Annotated in this window: 27 protein-coding genes and 1 tRNA gene; 24 read left to right on the top strand and 4 right to left on the bottom strand. The window is 42.9% G+C overall.

Annotated elements, in window-relative coordinates:
- The first annotated feature begins 4 nt into the window (after positions 1-4).
- The 3 genes from jag to rpmH all read left to right on the top strand — a co-directional run bounded on the left by jag (position 5) and on the right by rpmH (position 1973).
- A complete protein-coding gene (gene jag, locus FZ941_RS04185) occupies positions 5-1015 on the top strand; it encodes an RNA-binding cell elongation regulator Jag/EloR (RefSeq protein ID WP_148886950.1) in 1011 nt (336 codons plus the stop codon).
- A 51-nt stretch (positions 1016-1066) separates the two neighbouring features.
- Positions 1067-1699: a ribonuclease P gene (locus tag FZ941_RS04190; RefSeq protein ID WP_148886951.1), complete on the top strand. Its 633-nt coding sequence runs from the start codon at positions 1067-1069 to the stop codon at positions 1697-1699.
- A gap of 139 nt (positions 1700-1838) precedes the next feature.
- Positions 1839-1973 carry a 50S ribosomal protein L34 gene (rpmH, locus tag FZ941_RS04195; protein ID WP_000831905.1) on the top strand — a complete coding sequence of 45 codons (135 nt, stop codon included), beginning with the start codon at positions 1839-1841 and terminating at the stop codon, positions 1971-1973.
- A 421-nt stretch (positions 1974-2394) separates the two neighbouring features.
- On the opposite strand, the gene FZ941_RS04205 is transcribed toward rpmH, so the two are convergent.
- Genes FZ941_RS04205 through FZ941_RS04215 form a run of 3 tightly spaced genes read right to left on the bottom strand, consistent with a single transcriptional unit; the run spans position 2395 to position 4519 of the window.
- On the bottom strand, positions 2395-3813 hold the full coding sequence (locus FZ941_RS04205; RefSeq protein WP_148886952.1) for a DUF4153 domain-containing protein: 1419 nt from the start codon (positions 3811-3813) through the stop codon (positions 2395-2397).
- A gap of 2 nt (positions 3814-3815) precedes the next feature.
- The gene (locus FZ941_RS04210) at positions 3816-4034 is read right to left on the bottom strand and encodes a helix-turn-helix transcriptional regulator (RefSeq protein WP_005591644.1); all 219 of its coding nucleotides are present in this window, start codon (positions 4032-4034) and stop codon (positions 3816-3818) included.
- An 8-nt stretch (positions 4035-4042) separates the two neighbouring features.
- A complete protein-coding gene (locus FZ941_RS04215) occupies positions 4043-4519 on the bottom strand; it encodes a DUF2975 domain-containing protein (RefSeq protein WP_041826919.1) in 477 nt (158 codons plus the stop codon).
- 235 nt (positions 4520-4754) lie between these two features.
- On the opposite strand from FZ941_RS04215, the gene FZ941_RS04220 reads away from it, so the two are divergent.
- Genes FZ941_RS04220 through rsmA form a run of 6 tightly spaced genes read left to right on the top strand, consistent with a single transcriptional unit; the run spans position 4755 to position 9621 of the window.
- A complete protein-coding gene (locus FZ941_RS04220) occupies positions 4755-5525 on the top strand; it encodes a TatD family hydrolase (protein WP_148886953.1) in 771 nt (256 codons plus the stop codon).
- On the top strand, positions 5491-6087 hold the full coding sequence (gene rnmV / locus FZ941_RS04225) for a ribonuclease M5 (protein ID WP_148886954.1): 597 nt from the start codon (positions 5491-5493) through the stop codon (positions 6085-6087). Before FZ941_RS04220 ends, rnmV begins: the two co-directional genes overlap by 35 nt.
- Before the next feature lie 11 nt (positions 6088-6098).
- Positions 6099-6953 carry an SDR family NAD(P)-dependent oxidoreductase gene (locus FZ941_RS04230; RefSeq protein WP_148886955.1) on the top strand — a complete coding sequence of 285 codons (855 nt, stop codon included), beginning with the start codon at positions 6099-6101 and terminating at the stop codon, positions 6951-6953.
- 36 nt (positions 6954-6989) lie between these two features.
- Entirely contained in the window at positions 6990-8405 is a 1416-nt protein-coding gene (locus FZ941_RS04235) for an SseB family protein (protein WP_148886956.1), read from the top strand.
- 11 nt (positions 8406-8416) lie between these two features.
- Positions 8417-8752 carry a hypothetical protein gene (locus FZ941_RS04240; RefSeq protein ID WP_148886957.1) on the top strand — a complete coding sequence of 112 codons (336 nt, stop codon included), beginning with the start codon at positions 8417-8419 and terminating at the stop codon, positions 8750-8752.
- Complete coding sequence (rsmA, locus tag FZ941_RS04245) at positions 8749-9621, top strand: 16S rRNA (adenine(1518)-N(6)/adenine(1519)-N(6))-dimethyltransferase RsmA (RefSeq protein ID WP_148886958.1); 873 nt, start codon at positions 8749-8751, stop codon at positions 9619-9621. The genes FZ941_RS04240 and rsmA overlap by 4 nt, the downstream gene beginning before the upstream one ends.
- Positions 9622-9738: 117 nt before the next feature.
- Here the strand turns inward: rsmA and FZ941_RS04250 are convergent.
- Positions 9739-9821: transfer RNA gene (locus tag FZ941_RS04250), tRNA-Leu, on the bottom strand.
- A 99-nt stretch (positions 9822-9920) separates the two neighbouring features.
- On the opposite strand from FZ941_RS04250, the gene rsgA reads away from it, so the two are divergent.
- The 15 genes from rsgA (at position 9921) to glnA (ending at position 24632) form a co-directional block, all read left to right on the top strand.
- Positions 9921-10799 (top strand): ribosome small subunit-dependent GTPase A, encoded by an 879-nt coding sequence (gene rsgA, locus FZ941_RS04255; protein WP_148886959.1) that lies wholly within the window; start codon positions 9921-9923, stop codon positions 10797-10799.
- A 14-nt stretch (positions 10800-10813) separates the two neighbouring features.
- Positions 10814-11473, top strand: coding sequence for a ribulose-phosphate 3-epimerase (gene rpe / locus FZ941_RS04260; RefSeq protein ID WP_148886960.1), 660 nt, complete (start codon positions 10814-10816; stop codon positions 11471-11473).
- Complete coding sequence (locus FZ941_RS04265) at positions 11466-12098, top strand: thiamine diphosphokinase (protein ID WP_148886961.1); 633 nt, start codon at positions 11466-11468, stop codon at positions 12096-12098. Before rpe ends, FZ941_RS04265 begins: the two co-directional genes overlap by 8 nt.
- 1 nt (position 12099) lies before the next feature.
- Entirely contained in the window at positions 12100-13356 is a 1257-nt protein-coding gene (locus tag FZ941_RS04270; RefSeq protein WP_148886962.1) for a DNA recombination protein RmuC, read from the top strand.
- Positions 13346-14290: a 3'-5' exoribonuclease YhaM family protein gene (locus tag FZ941_RS04275; protein ID WP_015605815.1), complete on the top strand. Its 945-nt coding sequence runs from the start codon at positions 13346-13348 to the stop codon at positions 14288-14290. Before FZ941_RS04270 ends, FZ941_RS04275 begins: the two co-directional genes overlap by 11 nt.
- A 200-nt stretch (positions 14291-14490) precedes the next feature.
- Entirely contained in the window at positions 14491-15306 is an 816-nt protein-coding gene (gene purR, locus FZ941_RS04280; protein ID WP_148886963.1) for a pur operon repressor, read from the top strand.
- Between the two features lie 15 nt (positions 15307-15321).
- A complete protein-coding gene (locus FZ941_RS04285; protein WP_148886964.1) occupies positions 15322-15867 on the top strand; it encodes a hypothetical protein in 546 nt (181 codons plus the stop codon).
- Positions 15868-16200: 333 nt separating this feature from the next.
- Complete coding sequence (rpsL, locus tag FZ941_RS04295) at positions 16201-16614, top strand: 30S ribosomal protein S12 (RefSeq protein WP_005591658.1); 414 nt, start codon at positions 16201-16203, stop codon at positions 16612-16614.
- A gap of 19 nt (positions 16615-16633) precedes the next feature.
- Positions 16634-17104 (top strand): 30S ribosomal protein S7, encoded by a 471-nt coding sequence (gene rpsG, locus FZ941_RS04300; RefSeq protein ID WP_005591659.1) that lies wholly within the window; start codon positions 16634-16636, stop codon positions 17102-17104.
- A 170-nt stretch (positions 17105-17274) separates the two neighbouring features.
- Positions 17275-19353 carry an elongation factor G gene (fusA, locus tag FZ941_RS04305; protein ID WP_148886965.1) on the top strand — a complete coding sequence of 693 codons (2079 nt, stop codon included), beginning with the start codon at positions 17275-17277 and terminating at the stop codon, positions 19351-19353.
- 238 nt (positions 19354-19591) lie between these two features.
- Positions 19592-20602, top strand: coding sequence for a type I glyceraldehyde-3-phosphate dehydrogenase (gene gap / locus FZ941_RS04310; protein ID WP_000260673.1), 1011 nt, complete (start codon positions 19592-19594; stop codon positions 20600-20602).
- Positions 20603-20846: 244 nt separating this feature from the next.
- A complete protein-coding gene (locus FZ941_RS04315) occupies positions 20847-22046 on the top strand; it encodes a phosphoglycerate kinase (RefSeq protein ID WP_048764136.1) in 1200 nt (399 codons plus the stop codon).
- A 243-nt stretch (positions 22047-22289) separates the two neighbouring features.
- On the top strand, positions 22290-22814 hold the full coding sequence (locus tag FZ941_RS04320; RefSeq protein WP_125371179.1) for an aromatic acid exporter family protein: 525 nt from the start codon (positions 22290-22292) through the stop codon (positions 22812-22814).
- A 76-nt stretch (positions 22815-22890) separates the two neighbouring features.
- On the top strand, positions 22891-23256 hold the full coding sequence (locus FZ941_RS04325) for a MerR family transcriptional regulator (RefSeq protein ID WP_125372569.1): 366 nt from the start codon (positions 22891-22893) through the stop codon (positions 23254-23256).
- A 29-nt stretch (positions 23257-23285) separates the two neighbouring features.
- Entirely contained in the window at positions 23286-24632 is a 1347-nt protein-coding gene (gene glnA, locus FZ941_RS04330; RefSeq protein ID WP_148886966.1) for a type I glutamate--ammonia ligase, read from the top strand.
- The last annotated feature ends 41 nt before the right edge of the window (positions 24633-24673 follow it).

Raw genomic sequence — 24673 nt, forward strand, 5'->3', positions numbered from 1 at the left:
GCAGATGGTTATTTTTACAGGAGCAAGTGTTGAAGAAGCGATTCAAAATGGACTAAAAACGCTGGATATCCCACGAATGAGAGCACATATTACCGTTGTTTCGCGTGAAAAGAAAGGTTTTCTCGGTTTATTTGGCAAAAAGCCTGCGCAGGTAGATGTGGAGCCGATTGCTGAAACGACTGTGGCCAAGGCCAACCAACAGGCGGTAAAAGGAGTTCCTGAGGAAATCAATGCACAAAACGAGCCGGTACAGAGTGTTAGTGAAGCAACAGTCGACTTAGGGCGAGTGGTGACGGCTATCAAGAAGGCCGAGGGCGAAGGTGAAGTTGTTTCAGAAAAAGTCAAGGCTGAAATTCTTAAAAACGATAAAGACGCCAGTACCATTCTGGAAGAAACAGGTGCAATTGATTTCTTAAAGACCAGTCAAGCGATTGATGAAGCACAAACTCTGAAAGACTCAGAGGAAGATAGCTCTTTAGCAGAAGTGGTACCTAATCAGCAAGAGACAGCGGAGTCGTCCTTCTTTGACTTGGGGATCCAGGTTGAGGATGATTGTGATATTGAAGAAGTTGTCGCAAGTGTAACCACATATGTGCAAAAGATTGTGGATGAAATGGATGTTGAAGCGACTCTTTCCAGCAGCCACAATCGCCGAACAATCAATATGCAAATTGATACCAATGAGCCAGGGCGCGTGATTGGTTACCACGGTAAAGTCTTGAAAGCTCTGCAGCTGTTGGCTCAGAATTATCTTTACAATCAATATTCCAAGAGTTTCTACATTTCTATCAATGTAAATGACTATGTGGAGCATCGGGCAGAAGTTTTACAAAGCTATGCGCAAAAATTGGCTCAGCGTGCTCTAGAAGACCGTCGCAGCCAGCATACGGATCCTATGTCCAATAGTGAGCGTAAAATCATCCACCGGATTATCTCAAGAATTGATGGTGTGACTAGCTATTCAGAAGGCGATGAGCCTAACCGCTACGTTGTTGTGGATATTGATTCGGAATAAATCTTAACCAGCTGCTCAGCTGGTTTTTAGATACAGAAAGGAGAAAATTCTATGTCACTTTTTCCAGCTATTGAGTCATTTTTGACTGCTCAAGGAAGTAAATACATTTCACCAGACAAGGCAGGGGATCTGCGAGAGACAATGTTGGATTTGAAAGCTAGAGGTCAGGCTGCTCGGCAGGAGTTTGCGAACTTAGTCCGAGACTTTCAGGCACTCTATCCTAAGCTGAGTCTGGAGCGGACCAGCAATTGGCTGAATCAGGCTCAGATTTTACGCCCACATTTTTGGAACTATCTAAGAGGCTATGGGGACATCACGGAGCCCATGTTCGCTCTGCGCTTGTATGGAACTGCAGAAGATTTTGGAGTGTCGCTGGAGGTAAGCTTTATGGAGCGCAAGAAAGACGAGCACAGTCTCAGCAAGCAAAATCGGGTGCTGAATCTGTCTATTCAGCCGCCAGCTTACTATTTTGCCCAGATAGATGGCGTGAGTCAACGCTTCGAAGCTACGGAGGCAAATAGGCAGCATCTAAGACAGGAGGTGGCTGCTGGGCTAGTCCGCAAGGTTTTGATCAAATATGACGTCAATCTTTCCCAAGCTACAAGCAAGCAGCAAGTTTTATCGGAGCTTGAGCAGGCTATGACTGCCTTGATTCCCTTCTATGAAGCGACACGATTTGAATGATTTCGTTTCCAAAATGAAACAATTCGTCCAATACTATTGACAAACAAGAGAGAATCCGATAGAATAGTAAAGTATGTTTAGTAACTGATCACTTTATAGCCGGCTAAACGAATACAAAATCTATGAGGAGGTATTCATCGTGAAACGTACTTATCAACCAAGTAAACTTCGTCGTGCGCGCAAACACGGATTCCGTAACCGTATGTCAACTAAAAATGGTCGTCGCGTATTGGCAGCTCGTCGTCGTAAAGGACGCAAAGTTTTGGCTGCATAATCCAAACGATTACCATAAAGAAACCAGTGGAGACTCGAGACCGCTGGTTTTTCTATTGTACTTGATAGAATAGGCTTCTATGGTTTAAGGGTGGCTAGTATTGCTATGAAGGAGTCCATGCAGAATAGGAACTTTACATGAAATGGAAGGTAAACGGGCTAGTCTAGGTGGTTTCTAGGTGTATCTTATCTAGTTTGAATAAAAGAAAAGAGAGTGGGACAGAAATCGGTAATTCGTTAGAATTCGATTTCGTCATCCCACCTCCGCACAGTTGAGTAGGGCTGTAAAAGCTGATGAAATCAGCGTAGTAGAGCCCACTCAACCACTGCGTCTGCTCGACAATCCAAAGACAATTGAGAGGCTAGGACTTTTGTCCCAGCCTCTTTTTGATAATTATATTGGCATATAAGTATGCTCTCTATCAAGCAGCTAAGAGCAGGGGATAGAGATAGCAGAGTAGTGTGAAACTAATAAGCGCGTAGAAGATACCGATTCGGATTGCTTGGATGGGCTTGTAGAAGCGAATCAGAGTCAGGATACACCAGACCAATAGAACGAGGATAAACCAGGCTGAAATCAGGCGCAATGGTGTTGGACCATAAAGATAGATGTAGATACCAAAGAGTTTCCAGCCAGCAAGCAAGGCCAGCAAAAAGGCAAAAATAAAGAGGACAGTGCTGGCTAGACGAGTACCTTTCTGGTCCCAGAGAGGCTTTTGAGCCAACAAATAAAAGGCGGCTAGGACAGCGAAATTTAGAAGTGATACACGAACGAGTTGCCAGAAGCCAGCAACAGCAACAGTTGAGGCATTTTGTGGAGAAATAGTTTGGAGGCTAGTGCCAGCACTAAGGAGTTCACTTAATTCTCCTAAACCAACGAGGAAAAAGAGAGCGTAGGTCAGGCAGAGGCTGCCGATGATGATATAGGCTGTAAAAGCAGGGAACATCCGCAGTGGCTGAATGTTATTTTGGAAGCTTTGGTAGGTAACTTTGATATTTTTTTGATTCAATAATCCACCAACAATCAGGCTGTAGAGATAAAGGCCGATAGGTAGGGCCAAAAAGATGCGAAGAGCGATGGCGTCTGTATCAAGATTTGAAAAGATCAAGTCAAAGAAAAGATGCAAGGCATCAGCTGTATCACTAAAGAAAAGAGCGAATCGATCAGAGACTTGGCTAAGTTGTGACCAAACGAAGAAGACAAGCATACCAGCAATAAGAAGGCTACTTGCTATCATCGTACTTTGGACTGCCTTTTTAGAAGAATCGCCGTCTTCAGCAGTCGTATCTGAAATCTTGCCAGTCCGAGCAAAGACTTGAAGACCAGCGAAAAAGTTTCTAAAAGGTAGAATCACAAAGGCCTGAATGCTATCGTACCAAACCATGATTCCCAAGCGACCTTGATTGAGCCAACCCGTCCGTGATAGGATATAAAAAGAAAAGGAGATGTGGAGAGTCAAAGCTTGAAAAATCTCTAATTGCGGGTGAAAGCCCCAGATACTGAGAGCCAGTGCCTGAGTCAGGCTGAGAATCAGGAAAAGATTGGACTCGAGGCCAGCAGAGGCCTCCTTTTCGATTTGAGGCAAGCTTGTCGGCGTTTTTCTTACTAACCACTCGGTCAGGCTAATCAAACCAATCGCAATAGGAAAAAAGTAAATGGTCTTGTTGCCGTCAATGGCAACTGTATAAAAGTAGGCTAAGAAATAGAGAATGAGAGAGCTGATTCTAAAATTCTTCAGTTCCTTTATATTTAAAGCTGTGAAGATGCTTTTTCGTTCTTGGTCTTTTTCAAAAGGAAGGTAGGGTTGTCCCGTCATCTGTCCTTGTGATGGTGTTTCCATGTTTATTCCTCCTCGGTTTCATCTGTGATATATTCAAGAATATCGCCGGGCTGGCAGTCCAATTCCCGACAAAGGGCATTAAGTGTTGAAAAACGTATTGCCTTGGCTCGGTTATTTTTCAAGATGGACAAGTTGGCAGGGGTGAGGTCAATCAATTCTGCTAAGCGTCCAGCACTAATCCGTTTTTGAGCCATGACAAGGTCTAAATTTATCTGAATCATAGTCCCTCCTAAATCGTGTAGTCTACTTCTTCTTGCAGCTCAATTGCCTTGCCAAAAGCATTGCGGATAACCCGAATAATCAAGGTTAAAATGCAGCAAGAAACGGCTACGAGGAGCATGGGCATATAGACTGTCAAGCCCATAAAGAAAGAAATGAGGGCGACCATTCCGACTTCCCAGCCCAGATAGCGCATATACTGTACATTCTGTCTGATAAAGACCTGATTTTTCCCGATACGGCTAAGGAGCCGATAGAGATGCACGATACAGGTCAGAGCCAGGCAGCCCAAGACATAGCCTAGAAGCAACAATATCCAATAGCGACTTTCTCCCTGAAAGAAAGGAGAGGGAAATTCGATGACTAGGCTGACCACCCAAGGTCCGATGGCTATCAGGACAATGGAAGCAATAAATAAAATGCTGAGGCTGATTTTTGTAAGCACAATGCTTATATCTTCAGCTGTTTTTTGTCTTGTCTTTGACATGGATTCCTCCAAATAAATTTCTATTTTTATTTACTATAGCACAAAATATATCGATAATCAATAACAAAATATCGAAAAATAATAAAAAATTATCAAAAAACAGTAAAAGTATTTTTGATAGGCGCTAAAAAAATAACAAATATTCGCTGGAATAGATGGAGAGAAAGTAAAGCTCTTGCCCCTTTATCTGACTTTTTTGGTATAATGAAAGGCAGGAAATACAAGGAAGTAAAGCATGAAAATTTTTGATACACACACGCATTTAAATGTGGAAGAATTTGCTGGGCGAGAGGTAGAGGAGCTCCAGCTAGCTGCAGAACTGGGTGTTAGCAATATGAATGTTGTCGGTTTTGACCGGCCGACCATTGAGCGCGCCTTGGAGTTGACAGATAGTTATGAGCAGATTTACGCTACGATTGGCTGGCATCCGACTGAGGCTGGGACTTATGATGAGGCAGTGGAAGCCTATCTGCTGGGCAAGCTTGCTCATCCAAAAGTGGTGGCTCTGGGCGAGATTGGGCTGGATTACCACTGGATGACAGCGCCCAAGGAAGTGCAAGAGCGAGTATTTCGCCGACAAATCCAGCTGTCGAAAGAGTTAGATCTGCCCTTTGTCGTCCACACGCGAGACGCTTTAGAAGATACCTATGAGATTATCAAGAGTGAGGGTGTAGGCCCTCGTGGCGGTATCATGCACTCTTATTCTGGCTCTTTGGAAATGGCAGAGCGCTTTATCGAGCTAGGGATGATGATTTCCTTTTCTGGAGTCGTCACCTTTAAAAAAGCGACGGATATTCAGGAGGCTGCGCAGAACCTGCCTTTGGACAAAATCCTCGTCGAGACGGATGCGCCTTACTTGGCGCCTGTTCCCAAACGTGGCCGAGAAAACAAAACAGCTTATACCCGCTATGTGGTAGAAAAAATTGCTGAACTTCGTGGGCTGACGGTCGAAGAAGCTGCGCAAGCGACCTATGAAAATGCAAAGAAGGTGTTTGGGCTTGACTGAAAAGATAAATATCCCGCAAGTGGTCGTTGTGGAAGGGCGTGATGACACAGCCAATCTCAAGCGCTATTTTGATGTTGAGACCTATGAAACGAGAGGCTCCGCTATCAGCAATGCGGATATCGAGCGAATTCGTCGCCTGCAGGACTTACATGGTGTTATTGTCTTTACAGACCCTGATTTCAATGGCGAGCGGATTCGTCGTCTGATCATGACGGAAATTCCCACTGTCCAACATGCCTTTCTCAAGCGTAACGAAGCAGCCCCCAAGTCTAAGACCAAAGGGCGCTCATTAGGCATTGAGCATGCGAGTTTTGAAGACTTAAAAACAGCCCTTGCTGGGCTAACCAGCCATTTTGAGTCAAGCAGTGATTTTGATGTAACAAAGAATGACCTCATGCGACTAGGTCTGCTTATGGGAAGCGATAGCCGTCAGCGTCGAGAATATTTGGGTGAGCAGCTTCGTATCGGCTATTCTAACGGCAAGCAACTGCTTAAACGCTTGGAATTGTTTGGAGTGACCTTGGCGGAAGTGGAAGAAGCCATGCTCAAATATTTAGTCTAACGGAGTAAGAAATGAAAAAAGTAATTATTACGGGCGGCAATAGTGGTATTGGCTACCAGGCTGCTAAACAGTTAGCTGAAAAGGGGTGGTCAGTGACCCTATTTTGCCGGCGAAAAGAAGCTGCTGAGCAAGCCTGTGAAAAAATACGTCAACAAACAGGAAATCTGCATGTGAATTATATCTTGGCTGATTTATCTGAGATGAAGAGTGTCAGAAAAGCAGTAGAACAGTATATCCAAAGAGAAGAGACTTTAGATGTTTTAATTAACAATGCGGCTGATTTTGATTTATCGGTCAAAAAGCCGATTCTTACCAAAGATGGATTAGAAAAGCAGTTTGCGACCAATGTTGTTGCCCCTTTCTTGCTGTCTATCCAGTTGAAAGATTTGCTGAAAAAGTCGGATAGTGGTCGGATTATTAATATTTCTTCCCAAGGACTGATGCTCTATCCTTTTATGAAGCTTGATTTTGAAAATTTATCTGGTCAAAAACATTACAGTCCTGCCAAGACCTATTATCAGAATAAACTGGCCTTGTTGATGCTGTCGCTTTATATGCGGAAACAGTGGAAAAGCATCAAAATTCAGACAATCCGTGTAACCAATGTCAAAGTTGATATGCGCCGCTATGATCATCTCAGCGCTTTTATGAAAAATCTGTATAAAGTTAAGTCGAGATTTTCGATAAGTCCTGAAGAAATGGCGAAAGTCTATACAGCTTTATCTACAGAAGATGGCTATGAGGGTTTTTTGTATGACGAGAAATGCAGGGAAGTAAAAGCAAATAGAACTGCTTACGAGGAAGAAGAGCAGAAAAAACTTTGCACTTTGCTTGAGCAAATGACCTGCGTAAAGGACAATGAATAAAGAGTTAGAAAATAAAGTTCATAAGGAGAAATAGCTTTGGCTTGGTTTAATTTTGGGAAGAAAAAAGAAAAAATAGAAACTACAACAGAAGTTGAAAAAGAGACCAGTGAGTCAAGTGCTTGCTTGGGAGTGTTTGACTTCTTTGCGCTTGGGAAATCCGATCAGGTACTGATCTTGGGCCGATTGAAAGGAAACTTAAAGTTAGGCGACCGTCTGCAAGTATGCAATCCTGGTGAAAGTTTTGAGTCTTTTGGCGAGCTGTCTGTTGAAAAATTAAGCAATGGAAAAGAAGATTCCAACTCCTTGACGGACGAGCCCCTTGCCCATATTGTTGTAACTGAATCTGAAACCGCAGGTCGACTTAAAAAAGGGAGTGTTCTCTACAAGTCCAAGATAGATGAGCGCCAGCTTTTATCTAGTTATACAGATGCCCTTTATACATCTTTTGTGGAAATGCAGAATGGAGATATGAGCAATGAAGATTATCTGCGAGCTAGTTTAGAAGATAGTGTAGAAATTTTGCGTTTGTTCTTATGGGATTGTAGAGAGAATCGACAAAATGGAAGCGAAGAAGAATATCAAAAAAATCTGGCTAAAATTGCCCATCTTGAGGAAGTTGTCAGAGACAAGCTACTTGAAGCAGATGAGGTCTATGTGATTTATTCGCAATTAACAGGAGAGCCCTATATGTTTTCAAAGACATATGACAGAGGGGATGATGGCTATCTGTGTACAGATCCTTTGATTCACCTCTCAACTTCTCGTTGGTACCATCATTACAAAGAGACGTTTGACAGTCAGCCAAATACCGAAGTGAGACGGATTGAAAATACAGAGGACAAAGAAGCTATTAAAAACTTTTTGGGGTCAGCCTTTTACCTTAATGGTGCGCTAGGAATTATCATGAATTCAGATGATGTGTGCATTAAGGCTAAAAGCTTGGTAGAAGAACCTGATTTTTCAAATCTACCTGAGGTCCAAGTGCCTATCATGAATCCTGATGTAGTGAGATGGCTACTCTTACTTGGACAGCTAGGTAAGCCAGATACAGAAGACAAACAGCTGGTAGACAGGCTTTATTATGGCTTCCTATCAAAGGCAGTGCCTAAGGCTAAATTCCTCATTCCCGTGCGAAGAGGTGAGAATTTCCCTGAAGCGAGCGATGAAGCAAAGGAAGTAATGTTAGAAAGAGGGGCTAGTCTAGATTTGCCCGTTCGAGAAGGGAAAGATGGCCGACAAGCTATCTCTCTCTTTACAGACTGGAAACGTCTGCGGATGGTTTTTGATGAAGAATGGGACGGAATGATTGAGCCGGCAGGAAATATGATTGCTATGTTTGACTACATTGTCAATGGAACAGAGTATCTAAAAGCGGGATGTTACATAAGCCAAGATTCTTTCAAAGAAATGGAAAAAATAAGTGCTGAGTTAAATGATGCTCCAAAGCAGTAGAAGAGGTGAAGATGAAGATCATAGTTGACAGAGTCTCTGTTAGTGCAGGAGATGATACTGTTCCACATAAGACAGAATATGAAGTGTCTGAAGAAATGACGGTAGGAGCTTTCTTTGATTTTATTGAAGAGGATAGATATCTCCCCCTTGTTCAAGGAAATGATGTTGCATGGGAGCTTCGTAATATCAATGGGGAACAGGGAGCCTACTTTACAAAAACAAAAGAGACGCTTCAAGCAGATGCCTTGTTAAAGACAATGATTGAAGAGGCAAATGGTGATAACAAATTTGAGCTGATTTACCATTCTACACCTGAAAATTATTTAAAAAGAAAAGAGAATAGATGAGAATTGCAGATTATAGTGTTACCCGTGCCATTCTGGAGCGTCACGGTTTCACTTTTAAAAAATCCTTCGGTCAGAATTTCCTGACAGATACTAACATCCTCCAGAAGATTGTGGATACGGCTGAGATTGACAAAAATGTCAATGTTATCGAGATTGGTCCTGGGATTGGGGCTTTGACAGAATTTTTGGCAGAAAGTGCCGCTGAAGTCATGGCCTTTGAGATTGATGATCGGCTGGTGCCGATTTTGGCGGATACCCTGCGCGATTTTGACAATGTGACAGTGGTCAATCAGGATATTCTTAAGGTTGATTTAGCCCAGTACATAGCTGAGTTTAAGAATCCAGATCTACCCATCAAGGTAGTGGCGAATCTGCCCTACTACATCACGACGCCGATTCTTATGCATTTGATCGAAAGCGGAATTCCTTTTAGTGAGTTTGTCGTTATGATGCAAAAAGAAGTAGCAGATCGGATTTCGGCTCAGCCGAATACCAAGGCCTACGGTAGTTTATCAATTGCGGTGCAGTATTACATGACGGCCAAGGTTGCCTTTATCGTACCGCGGACAGTCTTTGTGCCTGCTCCAAATGTGGATTCGGCAATTCTCAAGATGGTGCGCAGAGACGAGCCAGCAGTTGAGGTCCAGGACGAGAAATTCTTTTTCAAGGTCACCAAGGCTAGCTTTGTCCATCGCAGAAAAACTCTTTGGAATAATCTGACCAGTTATTTCGGTAAGTCTGAAGAAGTCAAGGCAAAACTTGAAAATGCTTTAGCGAAAGCCAATCTTGTGGCCAATGTTCGAGGAGAAGCGCTAGACTTGGCAGCTTTTGCCCGCTTAGCAGATGCCTTGAAAGAACAAGGATTATAAGAATTGAAAACCAGCCCTTTTTGAAAAGGGCTGGTTTTTCTGAAAGAAATTTCAAGAAGATTTTATAATTTTCCAAAAGAAAAACTCTTGTCAACTTGGACAAGAGTTCCTGTTAGATGCGGAGGAAGGGATTTGAACCCTCACACCCGTACGGGCACATGCGCCTGAAGCATGCGTGTCTGCCGTTCCACCACCTCCGCTTGCTTTTTATTATAACATATTTTTCGAAAATGCCAATAGTAAAAGCCAAATATATGTTTTTTTGATATAATAATTGTATTAACTTTAAAGGAGCAGTCTTGCAAGGAATAATTATCAAAGCCTTGGCTGGCTTTTATTATGTAGAGTCAGATGGGCAGGTGTATCAGACCAGAGCGCGTGGGAATTTCCGCAAAAAAGGACAAACGCCTTATGTTGGCGATCATGTTGAGTTTTCAGCGGACAAGGATTCTGAAGGCTACATTTTAAAAATCGCCGAGCGTAAAAATAGTTTGGTGCGGCCACCCATTGTCAACATTGATCAGGCAGTTGTCATCATGAGTGCTAAAGAGCCAGACTTCAATGCCAATCTCTTGGATCGTTTTCTGGTGCTTTTGGAGCACAAGGGCATCCACCCCCTCATCTATCTGAGTAAGTTGGATCTGCTGGAGGATGAAGGGAGCTTGGCTACTTATGTTCAGGTCTATCAGCAGATTGGCTATCAGGTGGTCCAGTCTGTCGAGGATTTACTGCCACTTCTGACGGGGAAAATTACTGTTTTCATGGGCCAGACGGGTGTTGGAAAGTCCACCCTGCTCAATAAAATTGCACCAGACTTGCAGTTAGAAACAGGAGAAATCTCTGAAAGTCTGGGGCGGGGTCGCCATACGACACGGGCGGTCAGCTTTTATAATCTTAACGGAGGAAAGATTGCGGACACTCCGGGCTTTTCTTCTCTGGACTATGAAGTGGACAAGGCAGAAGACTTAAATGCTGCCTTTCCAGAAATTGCCGAAATCAGTCGGGACTGCAAGTTCCGCACTTGTACCCATACGCATGAACCGGCTTGTGCTGTCAAACCAGCCGTAGAAGCCGAGCAAATTGCTGTTTTTCGTTTCGAAAACTACCTGCAATTTCTCAGTGAAATCGAGAATCGCCGTGAAACCTATAAAAAGACAGCTAAAAAACTTCCTAAATAAAGAAAGGAAACATCATGAAAACATTTAAAATTGCTCCCTCTGTTCTGAGTGCGGATTATGCTAATTTTGAGACCGAGTTGAAAAAGCTAGAGGCTAGCGGGGCGGAGTATGCCCATTTGGATGTCATGGATGGTCATTTTGTCCCTAATATTAGCTTTGGTGCTGGTGTCGTAGCCAGTATGCGTCCCCACAGCAAGATGGTTTTTGATTGCCATCTCATGGTGTCCAATCCTGAGCATCATATTGAGGAATTCGCTCGGGCGGGCGCAGATATTATCAGCATCCATGTGGAAGCGACACCGCATATTCATGGGGCTCTGCAGAAGATTCGTGCGGCAGGTGTCAAACCTAGCGTTGCTATCAATCCTGGAACACCAGTTGAAGCGATAAAAAATGTTTTGAATCTAGTGGATCAGGTCCTAGTCATGACAGTCAATCCAGGTTTTGGTGGTCAGGCATTTCTCCCCGAAACCATGGGTAAGATTCGTGAACTAGTCGCTCTGCGAGAAGCTAATCATCTAAACTTTGATATTGAGGTTGACGGAGGGATTGATGATAAGACAATTCAGATGGCCCGCGAAGCTGGCGCCAATGTTTTCGTAGCAGGCAGCTATGTCTTCAAGGGTGATGTCAGTCATCAAGTGCAGACTTTGAGGGATGCGTTAGATGCTTAGAATTGCTCTGTTTGCTGGCGGTGATTTGACTGCGGTCAATCGAGATTTTGATGTTTTTGTCGGAGTTGATCGCGGCGCCTTTTATCTCTTAAAGCAGGGCTTGCCTCTGGGCTTAGCGGTTGGCGATTTTGATTCTGTTTCTGATGAAGAATTGCTGCGCATAAAAGCTAGCGCCAAGGAAGTCATTCAGGCTCAGCCTGAAAAGGATGATACGGACTTGGAATTGGCTGTTCTGGCTTGCTTTGAGCGCTATCCAGATGCTTATCTGACGATTTTCGGCGCCTTTGGCGGTCGTCTAGACCATGCTCTGGCCAATGTTTTTTTGCCCAGCAATGATAAAATCGCTCCCTATATGGAGCAGCTGACTTTAGTGGATGCCCAGAATTGTATCCGCTATGTGCCCTCTGGTTGTCATGAAATTAAGCCGGTGGAAGGCATGGACTATCTAGCCTTTCTGCCGACAGAGGATGTGGCTCTGACCATTGAAGGAGCTAAATATCCTTTAAATGCAAGGAATTTTTTCTTTAAAAAAGTCTATGCTTCTAACGAATTTATAGATAGACCTGTATTTTTATCCTTTGACAGGGGTTATACGGTTGTTATTTACAGTAAAGATAGGAGTTGATATGGAATATATCATCATCATCCTGCTGATCATCAATCTGGTCTTTCTCTATTTCTTCTGGCAGAAACAGGGTCAGCAGGAGCAGGCAATCAAAGTCTTGCTAGAAGAGCAGGAGGATCACTTGTCTGACCAGCTGGATTACCGTTTTGAGCAAGAAAGACAGCAGGAGGCTCTTCGGCAAAAAGAGCTGGAAATTATTCTGGGAGATCGGTTAGCAGAAGTTCGAACAGATTTGCACCTTCATTTGACTGATTTGCGAACCGAAATGGCGGAGAGTTTCAGCAAAAATCGAGATAAAACCGATGAGCGGATGCGTCAGATTCAGGAGTCCAATGACCTGCGGCTGGAGCAGATGCGCCAGACCGTTGAGGAAAAATTGGAGAAGACTTTGCAGAGTCGCCTGCAGACCTCCTTTGAGACGGTATCCAAGCAGCTAGAGTCTGTCAATCGTGGTTTGGGAGAGATGCAGACGGTGGCTCGGGATGTGGGCAGCCTCAATAAGGTTCTTTCCAATACCAAAACCCGCGGCATTATGGGCGAGCTCCAGCTGGGACAAATTATCGAAGACATCATGACACCTAGTCAGTATGAGCGGGAATTTGCCACAGTGGCAGGTTCTAGTGAGCGCGTGGAGTATGCCATCAAATTGCCGGGACAAACGGAGCAGGACTATGTCTACCTGCCTATTGACTCCAAGTTTCCTCTGGCGGATTACTACCGCTTGGAAGAGGCTTATGAGTCTGGCAATAAGGAAGAAATTGAACTTTACCGTAAGTCGCTGTTGGCTAGCGTCAAGCGCTTTGCCAAGGATATCAACAGTAAATATCTAGCTCCGCCAGCTACGACTAATTTTGGGATTATGTTTTTGCCAACGGAAGGTCTCTATTCCGAAGTGGTTCGCAATCCAGAGTTTTTCGACGGTCTGCGGCGAGATGAGCAGATTGTCGTGGCGGGTCCATCTACCTTGTCAGCCCTGCTTAATTCTCTCTCAGTTGGTTTTAAAACCCTGAACATCCAGCGTAGCGCAGATGACATCAGCAAGGTTCTGGGCAGTGTCAAGCTGGAATTCAATAAATTTGGCGGCATTCTAGCCAAGGCTCAGAAGCATCTGAAGAACGCTTCTGGCAGCATCGATGAGTTACTGACTCGCCGAACCAATGCCATTGAAAGAACGTTGCGGCATATTGAATTGTCTGACCAAGACCTTCAGTTACACTTGCTAGATATTCCAGACGAAAGGGAAGACTATGAAAATTAATCAAATGAAAAAGGATGAATTGTTTGAAGGATTTTATCTGATTAAGTCAGCGGAAGTCCGACAGACCAGAGCTGGGAAAAATTACCTCGCCTTCACTTTCCAAGATGACACTGGAGTGATTGAGGGGAAATTGTGGGATGCCCAGCCCCATAATGTGGCAGAATTTACAGCGGGGAAAGTCGTCCATATGCAAGGCCGTCGCGAAGTCTACAATAACACCCCGCAGGTTAATCAGTTGACTTTGCGCCTGCCAAAAGCTGGTGAGCCCAACAATCCTGCGGATTTCAAAGAAAAACCACCGGTTGATCAAAAAGAACTGCGGGAATACTTGGCGCAAATGATTTTCAAAATTGAAAATCAAGTCTGGCAGCGCGTGGTCCGTTCACTTTACAGCAAATACGATAAGGAATTTTATTCCTATCCAGCTGCGAAAACCAATCACCATGCTTTTGAGTCAGGTCTAGCCTTTCACACAGCGACCATGGTCAAACTAGCGGATGCGATTGGCGACATCTATCCTCAGCTCAATAAAAGCCTACTTTTTGCAGGGATTATGCTGCACGACTTGGCCAAAGTCATTGAGTTGAGTGGCCCAGAAAATACGGAATACACTGTCCGAGGCAATTTGATTGGGCATATTGCACTGATCGATGAGGAACTGACTAAAACCTTGGCGGAGCTGAAAATCGATGATACTAAAGAAGATGTCATCGTTTTGCGCCACGTTCTTCTCAGTCACCACGGTCTCCTCGAATACGGCAGTCCCGTTCGTCCAAAGATTATGGAGGCCGAAATCCTGCACATGATTGACAATCTGGATGCAGAAATGATGATGATGACCACGGCTTTGTCTCTCGTTGCTCCAGGAGAAATGACCAATAAAATATTCGCTCTGGAAAATCGTTCCTTCTATAAACCAAAAATTGATAAGTAAAATACGAAAAATGGGCATTATATTTAGCATAATGTTCGTTTTTTTGATATAGTATGATATAATGAAAAAAATAAAATAAATATTCATAGAAATCACTCCAAACTTTGGAATCGGAAGAGCTGATTTGTGCTCTGTGTGAGAAAATTCTAGCTCATAGATTAGTTTGTGGCTGATTTTGATGGAGTCGAATTGGTGAAAAAATGAAATTAAGAAGAAGTGAGCGCATGGTGGTTATTTCCAATTACTTGATTAACCATCCTTACCAATTAACAAGTTTAAATACATTTGCAGAAAAATATGAATCTGCCAAGTCTTCCATTTCAGAAGACATCGTGATTATCAAACGTGCCTTTGAAGAAATCGAAATTGGTACGATTGAGACAATTACCGGTGCTGGGGGAGGTGTCGTCTTTACTCCTTCCATTTCAGAAAAGGAGGCCAAGGCTATCGTTCAAGACCTCCGCGATCAGCTGTCTGAGAGTAATCGAATCCTCCCTGGCGGCTATATCTACTTATCAGACTTGCTTAGTACGCCATCTATCCTCAATAATATCGGTCGCATCATTGCCAAAGCTTTCAAAGACCAAAAGATTGATGCGGTCATGACAGTGGCGACAAAGGGGGTTCCCTTGGCCAATGCTGTCGCTAATGTTTTGAATGTTCCCTTTGTCATTGTCCGCCGCGATTTGAAAATCACCGAGGGCTCTACGGTCAGTGTTAACTATGTCTCGGGCTCTAGCGGAGATCGGATTGAGAAAATGTTCCTCTCAAAACGTAGCCTAAAGGCTGGAAGTCGGGTGCTGATTGTCGATGACTTTCTCAAGGGAGGCGGAACGGTTAATGGGATGATTAGTCTTCTGTCCGAGTTTGATTCGAAGTTAGCAGGAGTAGCTGTCTTTGCGGACAATGCGCAAGCCAATCGCGATCATCTAGAATACAAATCACTGTTAAAGGTGACCAATATCGATGTTAAATCAAATACGATTGATGTTGAGATTGGGAATATATTTGATTAACTTTAGGAAAGAATTATGAGAAATATTTTTGATAAATTAGAAGGAATTTCTATTTTTGTTCGTTCTGGAATTATATTGATCTTAGCGGCTATCTTGATTTCTGGTCTTTTATTCTTAAAACCAGCCCAGAAGAATACGGGCTCTACTAAAAACGTTAGTTACAGTAGACGTTCAAGCTCTAGCGACGCTAGCTCTACGAATCAAGCATCATCAGAAGATAATACGATTCAGGATGCTGAAGCTGCTGTTAAAAAATTAGAAGAAGAGCGTACCGATGAAAGTTTAGCTCAAGCACAAGCGGCGGTTGATAAGGTAAAAGATGAGGAATCCAAAGCTAAGTTCCAAGGCCGAATTCAAGCCGTAAAAGATGCAATGAAAACACCTGAGGGCTCCTCTGAACCTGATTCAGACCAGCAGCCTGTTCCAACGCCCTCACCAGCTTATGTAGCTCCCGCAGTTTCAAGTGAGACACCGTCTCAACCACAGGAAAATCACAATCCAGCTCCTGCTACAAATTCGGAGCATACTCCCAGCTCGTCTTCAACTCCCGCAGGAGCTTAAGCGACACAGTGATTACGAGTAGAAGAATCATGCTAAAAATAATAAGAACTCTCAATCGTGCAATATGAAGCATGTTCTGAGAGTTTTTTAGTTTGTTAATAGTAAAATATTTTTATTTTAAACGCTTATTAAAGATTATCAGAATAAGTAAAAAATTAAGAAAACCTATTGACGAGGATAGGCTTCTGTGTTACAATGATAAACGGTACTTTTTACTTTTGGTCTCTCAAAAGTGTACAGAGACGTGCTGACAAATGTTGCAAAAGTACACACAGATGGTAGCTGTCACCAAGTGTATCATCACCAAAATTAAAAAAATACAGGAGAATGTAGATGCCTACAATTAACCAATTGGTTCGCAAACCGCGTAAATCAAAAGTAGAAAAATCTAAATCACCAGCTTTGAACGTTGGTTACAACAGCCACAAAAAAGTTCAAACAAACGTATCTTCACCACAAAAACGTGGTGTTGCAACTCGTGTCGGAACGATGACACCTAAGAAGCCTAACTCAGCCCTTCGTAAATTTGCCCGTGTACGTTTGAGCAACTTGATCGAAGTTACAGCTTACATCCCAGGTATCGGACACAACTTGCAAGAGCACAGCGTGGTGCTTCTTCGTGGTGGACGTGTAAAAGACCTTCCAGGGGTACGTTACCATATCGTTCGTGGTGCACTTGATACAGCAGGTGTTACTGACCGTAAGCAAGGCCGTTCTAAATACGGTACTAAGCGTCCAAAAGCATAAAGAAAGGGGATAAAGATAAATGAGTCGTAAAAACCGTGCGCCTAAGCGCGAAGTATTGCCAGATCCGCTTTACAATTCACAATTAGTTACTCGTCTTATCAACCGCGTTATGCTTGATGGTAAGCGTGGTACAGCAGCTTCTATCGTTTACGGAGCTTTTGAGCAAATCAAAGAAGCTACTGGAAATGATGCACTTGAAGTATTTGAAACAGCGATGGAAAACATCATGCCTGTTCTTGAAGTACGTGCACGCCGTGTTGGTGGTTCAAACTACCAAGTACCGGTTGAAGTTCGTCCAGAGCGTCGTACTACACTTGGGCTTCGTTGGTTGGTAACAATTTCACGTGGTCGTGGTGAACACACTATGCAAGATCGTCTTGCAAAAGAAATCATGGATGCGGCTAACAACACTGGTGCAGCAGTTAAGAAACGCGAAGATACTCACCGTATGGCTGAAGCTAACCGTGCCTTCGCACACTTCCGTTGGTAAGAATAAGATACTACGAGCTTTTAGCCCGAGTATCATTCAATTTACCATTATGTAAGTTGAAACTAACAAAAACAAGATAAACATTGAGAACGGGTGGGTCTTGCCTATCCGTTTTTGCTAAATAATGTTATAATAGATTGTAAAATAAAAAAATAGGAGAAACTAACCTCATGGCACGCGAATTTTCACTTGAAAAAACTCGTAATATCGGTATCATGGCTCACGTCGATGCTGGTAAAACAACAACTACTGAGCGTATTCTTTACTACACTGGTAAAATCCACAAAATCGGTGAAACTCACGAAGGTGCATCACAAATGGACTGGATGGAGCAAGAGCAAGAACGTGGTATCACTATCACATCTGCTGCAACAACAGCTCAATGGAAAGACACTCGTGTAAACATCATCGACACACCAGGACACGTGGACTTCACGATCGAAGTACAACGTTCTCTTCGTGTTTTGGACGGTGCTGTAACCGTTCTTGACTCACAATCAGGTGTTGAGCCTCAAACAGAAACGGTTTGGCGTCAAGCAACTGAGTACGGAGTTCCACGTATCGTATTTGCCAACAAAATGGATAAAATCGGTGCTGACTTCCTTTACTCAGTAAGCACACTTCACGACCGTCTTCAAGCAAACGCACACCCAATCCAATTGCCAATCGGTGCTGAAGATGACTTCCGTGGTATCATTGACTTGATCAAGATGAAAGCTGAAATCTATACTAACGACCTTGGTACAGACATTCTTGAAGAAGATATTCCAGCTGAATACCTTGACCAAGCTCAAGAATACCGTGAAAAATTAGTTGAAGCAGTCGCTGAAACTGATGAAGACTTGATGATGAAATACCTTGAAGGTGAAGAAATCACAAATGAAGAATTGAAAGCTGGTATCCGTAAAGCGACTATCAACGTTGAATTCTTCCCAGTATTGTGTGGTTCTGCCTTCAAGAACAAAGGGGTTCAATTGATGTTGGATGCTGTCCTTGATTACCTTCCAAGCCCACTTGACATCCCTGCAATCAAGGGTGTAAACCCAGATACAGACGAAGAAGAAGAACGTCCAGCATCTGACGAAGAGCCATTTGCAGCGCTTGCCTTCAAGATCATGACGGACCCATTCGTAGGTCGTTTGACATTCTTCCGCGTGTACTCAGGTGTTCTTCAATCAGGTTCATACGTATTGAACACTTCTAAAGGTAAACGTGAACGTATCGGACGTATCCTTCAAATGCACGCCAACACTCGTAAAGAAATTGACACTGTTTACTCAGGTGATATCGCTGCTGCCGTTGGTTTGAAAGATACGACAACTGGTGACTCATTGACCGATGAAAAAGCAAAAATCATCCTCGAGTCAATCAACGTTCCAGAACCAGTTATCCAATTGATGGTTGAGCCAAAATCTAAAGCTGACCAAGACAAGATGGGTATCGCCCTTCAAAAATTGGCTGAAGAAGATCCAACATTCCGCGTTGAAACAAACGTTGAAACTGGTGAAACGGTTATCTCTGGTATGGGTGAGCTTCACTTGGATGTCCTTGTTGACCGTATGCGTCGTGAGTTTAAGGTTGAAGCAAACGTAGGTGCTCCTCAAGTATCTTACCGTGAAACATTCCGCGCTTCTACTCAAGCTCGTGGATTCTTCAAACGCCAATCTGGTGGTAAAGGTCAATTCGGTGATGTATGGATTGAATTTACTCCAAACGAAGAAGGAAAAGGCTTTGAGTTTGAAAATGCTATCGTCGGTGGTGTGGTTCCTCGTGAATTCATCCCAGCGGTTGAAAAAGGTTTGATTGAGTCAATGGCGAATGGTGTCCTTGCTGGCTACCCAATCGTTGATGTGAAAGCTAAACTTTACGATGGTTCATACCACGATGTCGACTCATCTGAAACAGCCTTCAAGGTTGCGGCTTCACTTGCTTTGAAAGAAGCTGCTAAGACTGCACAACCAGCTATCCTTGAGCCAATGATGTTGGTAACAATCACTGTTCCTGAAGAAAACCTTGGTGATGTTATGGGTCACGTAACAGCTCGTCGTGGACGTGTTGACGGTATGGAAGCACATGGTAACAGCCAAATCGTTCGTGCTTATGTTCCACTTGCTGAAATGTTTGGTTATGCGACTGTTCTTCGTTCTGCAACACAAGGACGTGGTACCTTCATGATGGTATTTGACCACTACGAAGATGTACCTAAGTCAGTACAAGAAGAAATCATTAAGAAACACCGTGGTGAATAATTTACTACATGACGCTCGCTTCTAGCGGGCGTTTTTTCTTTATGGATCAACATATGAAATTTATGAAAAATATCGAAAATACATGAAAGAAAATTTGTTACTTGTTAATAATAATGAAATCAGTTGCAATTTTGCTCAATAAGGTATATAATAGATATGTTGAAAGGTGATTTGTAGTGATTCAAGTTACTCTTTTCACAATAAAATTTTCATGATTTTCATAAGGAGGAAATCACTAATGGTAGTTAAAGTTGGTATTAACGGTTTCGGACGTATCGGTCGTCTTGCTTTCCGCCGTATCCAAAACGTAGAAGGTGTTGAAGTTACTCGCATCAACGACCTTACAGATCCAGTGATGCTTGCACACTTGTTGAAATACGACACAACTCAAGGTCGTTTCGATGGTACTGTTGAAGTTAAAGAAGGTGGATTTGAAGTTAACGGTAAATTCGTTAAAGTTTCTGCTGAACGTGATCCAGAACAAATCGACTGGGCTAACGACGGTGTAGAAATCGTTCTTGAAGCAACTGGTTTCTTTGCTACTAAAGCAGCTGCTGAAAAACACTTGCACGCTGGTGGTGCTAAGAAAGTTGTTATCACTGCTCCTGGTGGATCAGATGTTAAAACAGTTGTATTTAACACTAACCATGACATTCTTGATGGTACTGAAACAGTTATCTCAGGTGCTTCATGTACTACAAACTGTTTGGCTCCAATGGCTAAAGCTCTTCATGACAACTTCGGTATCGTTGAAGGTTTGATGACTACTATCCACGGTTACACTGGTGACCAAATGGTTCTTGATGGACCACACCGTAAAGGTGACCTTCGCCGTGCTCGTGCTGCTGCAGCTAACATCGTTCCTAACTCAACTGGTGCTGCTAAAGCAATCGGTTTGGTTATCCCTGAATTGAACGGTAAATTGGACGGAGCTGCTCAACGTGTTCCTGTTCCAACAGGTTCTGTAACTGAATTGGTAGCGGTTCTTGATAAGAACGTTACTGTTGATGAAGTAAACGCAGCTATGAAAGCAGCTTCTAACGAATCATATGGTTACACTGAAGATCCAATCGTATCTTCTGATATCGTAGGTATGTCATTCGGTTCATTGTTTGACGCAACTCAAACTAAAGTTCTTGACGTTGACGGTAAACAATTGGTTAAAGTTGTTTCATGGTATGACAACGAAATGTCTTACACTTCACAACTTGTTCGTACTCTTGAATACTTTGCAAAAATCGCTAAATAATTCAATTGCATGAAAAAGAGATCTATCGGATCTCTTTTTTTGTTTTGCGGAACAGCGTGAAGGAATGGCTATTGGAAATCACCTTGCTCATGCAACATCATTAGCATTTATCAGAAAAATGAGAATCGTGTAGTCTTTCATCTATCTTTGATTGGAGAAAAGGAAAAGCCATTAATTTTTGCTATCACTTTTGTAGATTTTGTGATATAATTAACACGTATAAAAAAAGAAGGAGTCATATCTAATGGCAAAATTGACTGTTAAAGACGTTGAATTGAAAGGGAAAAAAGTTCTCGTTCGTGTTGACTTCAACGTTCCTGTAAAAGATGGCGTGATTACCAACGACAACCGTATCACTGCAGCTCTTCCTACTATCAAGTACATCCTTGAACAAGGTGGACGTGCTATCCTCTTCTCTCACCTTGGCCGTGTAAAAGAAGAAGCAGACAAAGCTGGTAAATCACTTGCTCCTGTAGCTGCTGACTTGGCAGCTAAATTGGGACAAGAAGTTAAATTTATCCCAGGTGTTACACGTGGTGCTGAATTGGAAGCCGCTGTTAACGCTCTTGAAGATGGACAAGTTCTCTTGGTTGAAAACACTCGTTTTGAAGATGTTGACGGCAAGAAAGAATCTAAAAACGATCCTGAACTTGGTAAATACTGGGCATCTCTTGGAGATGGTATCTTCGTAAACGATGCATTCGGTACAGCTCACCGTGCGCACGCATCTAACGTTGGTATCTCAGCAAATGTTGAAAAAGCTGTTGCTGGTTTCCTTCTTGAAAACGAAATTGCTTACATCCAAGAAGCAGTCGAAGCTCCAGAACGCCCATTCGTGGCCATTCTTGGTGGTTCAAAAGTTTCAGACAAGATCGGTGTTATCGAAAACTTGCTTGAAAAAGCTGATAAAGTCCTTATCGGTGGTGGTATGACTTACACATTCTACAAAGCGCAAGGGATCGAAATCGGTAACTCACTTGTAGAAGAAGACAAATTGGATGTTGCTAAAGCTCTTCTTGAAAAAGCAAACGGCAAATTGATCTTACCAGTTGACTCAAAAGAAGCAAACGCATTTGCTGACTACACTGAAGTGAAAGATACTGAAGGTGAAGCAGTAGATCCAGGTTTCCTTGGTCTTGATATCGGTCCAAAATCAATCGCTAAATTCGACGAAGCCTTAACTGGTGCCAAAACAGTTGTATGGAACGGACCAATGGGTGTATTTGAAAACCCTGACTTCCAAGCTGGTACAATCGGTGTCATGGACGCTATCGTGAAACAACCAGGTGTGAAATCAATCATCGGTGGTGGTGACTCAGCTGCCGCAGCCATCAACCTTGGTCGTGCAGACAAGTTCTCATGGATTAGTACGGGCGGAGGCGCTTCTATGGAGCTTCTTGAAGGTAAAGTTCTTCCAGGGCTTGCAGCTTTGACTGAAAAATAATCTTTGAAACGGAAAGAGTTGGGAAACCAACTCTTTTTCTGTTGTCCTCGTAGGCGTCTGAGGAAATGGGCTTTTGACTTCTATTTTCCTAGCGAGTAATCAATAATGGGAAATGTAGTTAGAAATACAGTAGGAGCTGGCTATGCATCCCTGTAGGATACAAACAATAAACTGGATGGACAGAGCCTTTTTGTTAGAAAATATGTTAGAATAGAGATAGTTTACTTTTAAAAAGGAAAAGGCATGAGCTATTTTAGTAAGTACAAATTTGATAAATCAAAGTTTCGCTTAGGCATGAGGACGATGAAAACAGGGATAGCAGTCTTTATTGTCCTACTTATTTTTGGCATGTTTGGCTGGAAGGGGCTCCAAATTGGGGCTCTGACAGCGGTGTTTAGCCTGCGAGAAGATTTTGATAAAAGTGTTCATTTCGGGACTTCTCGTATTTTAGGAAATAGTGTCGGGGGCTTTTATGCCTTGATATTCTATTTGTTGGGAAATTTATTGAATGGCCAGTTTTGGGTGACTTTAGTATTTGTGCCAATCTGTACGATGCTGACGATCATGACCAATGTTGCTATGAACAATAAGGCTGGAGTGATTGGTGGTGTGTCAGCCATGCTGATTATCACTCTTTCCATTAGTCCGGAAGATACTATTTTATACGTTTTTGCTAGGGTCTTTGAAACCTTTATGGGAGTCTTTGTCGCAATAGTTGTAAATTCGGATGTAGATAGAATTAAGAATTTCTTTAAATCTATAAATTAAAATGTGTAAGAAAATCTCACATTGATTGTTGACATACAAAAAAAATTAGTTATAATAGTGCATAGAGAGGAAAAAAATGAAGGAAAAAGAGTTTCGCCGAAATATGGCAGTCTTTCCCATAGGTAGCGTTATGAAGTTAACGGACTTATCTGCCCGTCAGATTCGATATTATGAGGAGCAAAATCTGATTACCCCCGTTCGGAATGAGGGCAATCGTCGGATGTATTCCTTGAATGATATGGATCGACTTTTGGAAATTAAGGATTATATTTCTGAAGGCTATAATATCGCTGCTATCAAAAAGAAATATGCTGAGCGTGAAGCTAAATCCCACAAAACGATTAGTGAAAAGGAAGTCCGTCGAGCTCTCCACAATGATATTTTACAGCAAGGTCGTTTTGGCTCTTCTCTGCCAACTTTTGGTCACATGCGTCGACCATAAACTATTTTTAAAAATATAAGGAGTTACCCATGTCCATTACAGCAGCTGATATTCGTCGCGAAGTAAAAGAAAAAAACGTCACTTTCATCCGTCTGATGTTCTCTGATATTTTGGGAACCATGAAAAACGTTGAAATTCCAGCAACGGATGAGCAGCTTGAAAAGGTCTTATCAAATAAGGCTATGTTTGACGGTTCGTCTATCGAGGGATTTGTTCGGATCAATGAATCTGACATGTATCTTTATCCTGATTTGGATACTTGGACAGTTTTTCCTTGGGGAGATGAAAATGGCAGTGTAGCAGGCTTGATCTGTGATGTTTATACGACAGAACATGTTCCCTTTGCAGGAGATCCTCGTAGCAACCTTAAGCGAGCTCTCAAACATATGGAAGCACTGGGCTTCAAGTCTTTCAATCTTGGTCCTGAGCCAGAATTTTTCCTTTTCAAATTGGATGAAAATGGCGATCCAACACTGGAAGTGAATGACAAGGGTGGATACTTTGACTTGGCGCCGACAGACTTGGCGGATAATACCCGTCGAGAAATTGTCAATGTTTTGACTAAGATGGGCTTTGAAGTGGAAGCTAGTCACCACGAGGTAGCAGTCGGCCAGCACGAGATTGACTTTAAGTATGATGAAGTGCTTCGCGCTTGTGATAAGATTCAGATTTTTAAATTGGTGGTGAAAACCATTGCTCGTAAGCACGGTCTCTATGCGACTTTCATGGCTAAGCCAAAGTTTGGTATTGCTGGTTCTGGTATGCACTGCAATATGTCCCTCTTTGACCAAGATGGAAATAATGCGTTTTATGATCCAGAGGATCCAAAAGGAATGCAGTTGTCTGAGACAGCCTACTATTTCTTGGGCGGTTTGATTAAGCACGCCTATAACTATACGGCTATCATGAATCCAACTGTCAACTCTTATAAACGTTTGGTGCCTGGCTTTGAAGCGCCAGTTTACATCGCTTGGGCTGGTCAAAATCGCTCGCCTTTGGTGCGAGTACCAGCATCGCGCGGCATGGGAACTCGCTTGGAATTGCGTTCAGTAGACCCTATGGCCAATCCTTATATCGCTATGGCAGTGCTCCTAGAAGTGGGACTGCATGGAGTGGAAAATAAAATCGAAGCGCCAGCTCCAATCGAGGAAAATATCTATGTGATGACAGCTGAGGAACGCAAGGAAGCCGGTATTACAGACCTGCCATCTACTCTCCATAATGCCCTTAAGGCTTTAACTGAAGATGAGGTCGTCAAGGCAGCTTTGGGTAACCATATCTACACTAGCTTTGTTGAAGCCAAGCGGATTGAATGGGCTAGCTATGCGACCTTTGTTTCCCAATGGGAAGTTGATAATTATTTGGACTTATATTAGAGAAATCTAGAACAGGGCTTGAAAAAGTCCTGTTTTTGTAT

Origin of the sequence: Streptococcus sp. Marseille-P6264 (assembly GCF_902460355.1) — a bacterium.
In the GTDB taxonomy this organism is placed as follows: domain Bacteria; phylum Bacillota; class Bacilli; order Lactobacillales; family Streptococcaceae; genus Streptococcus.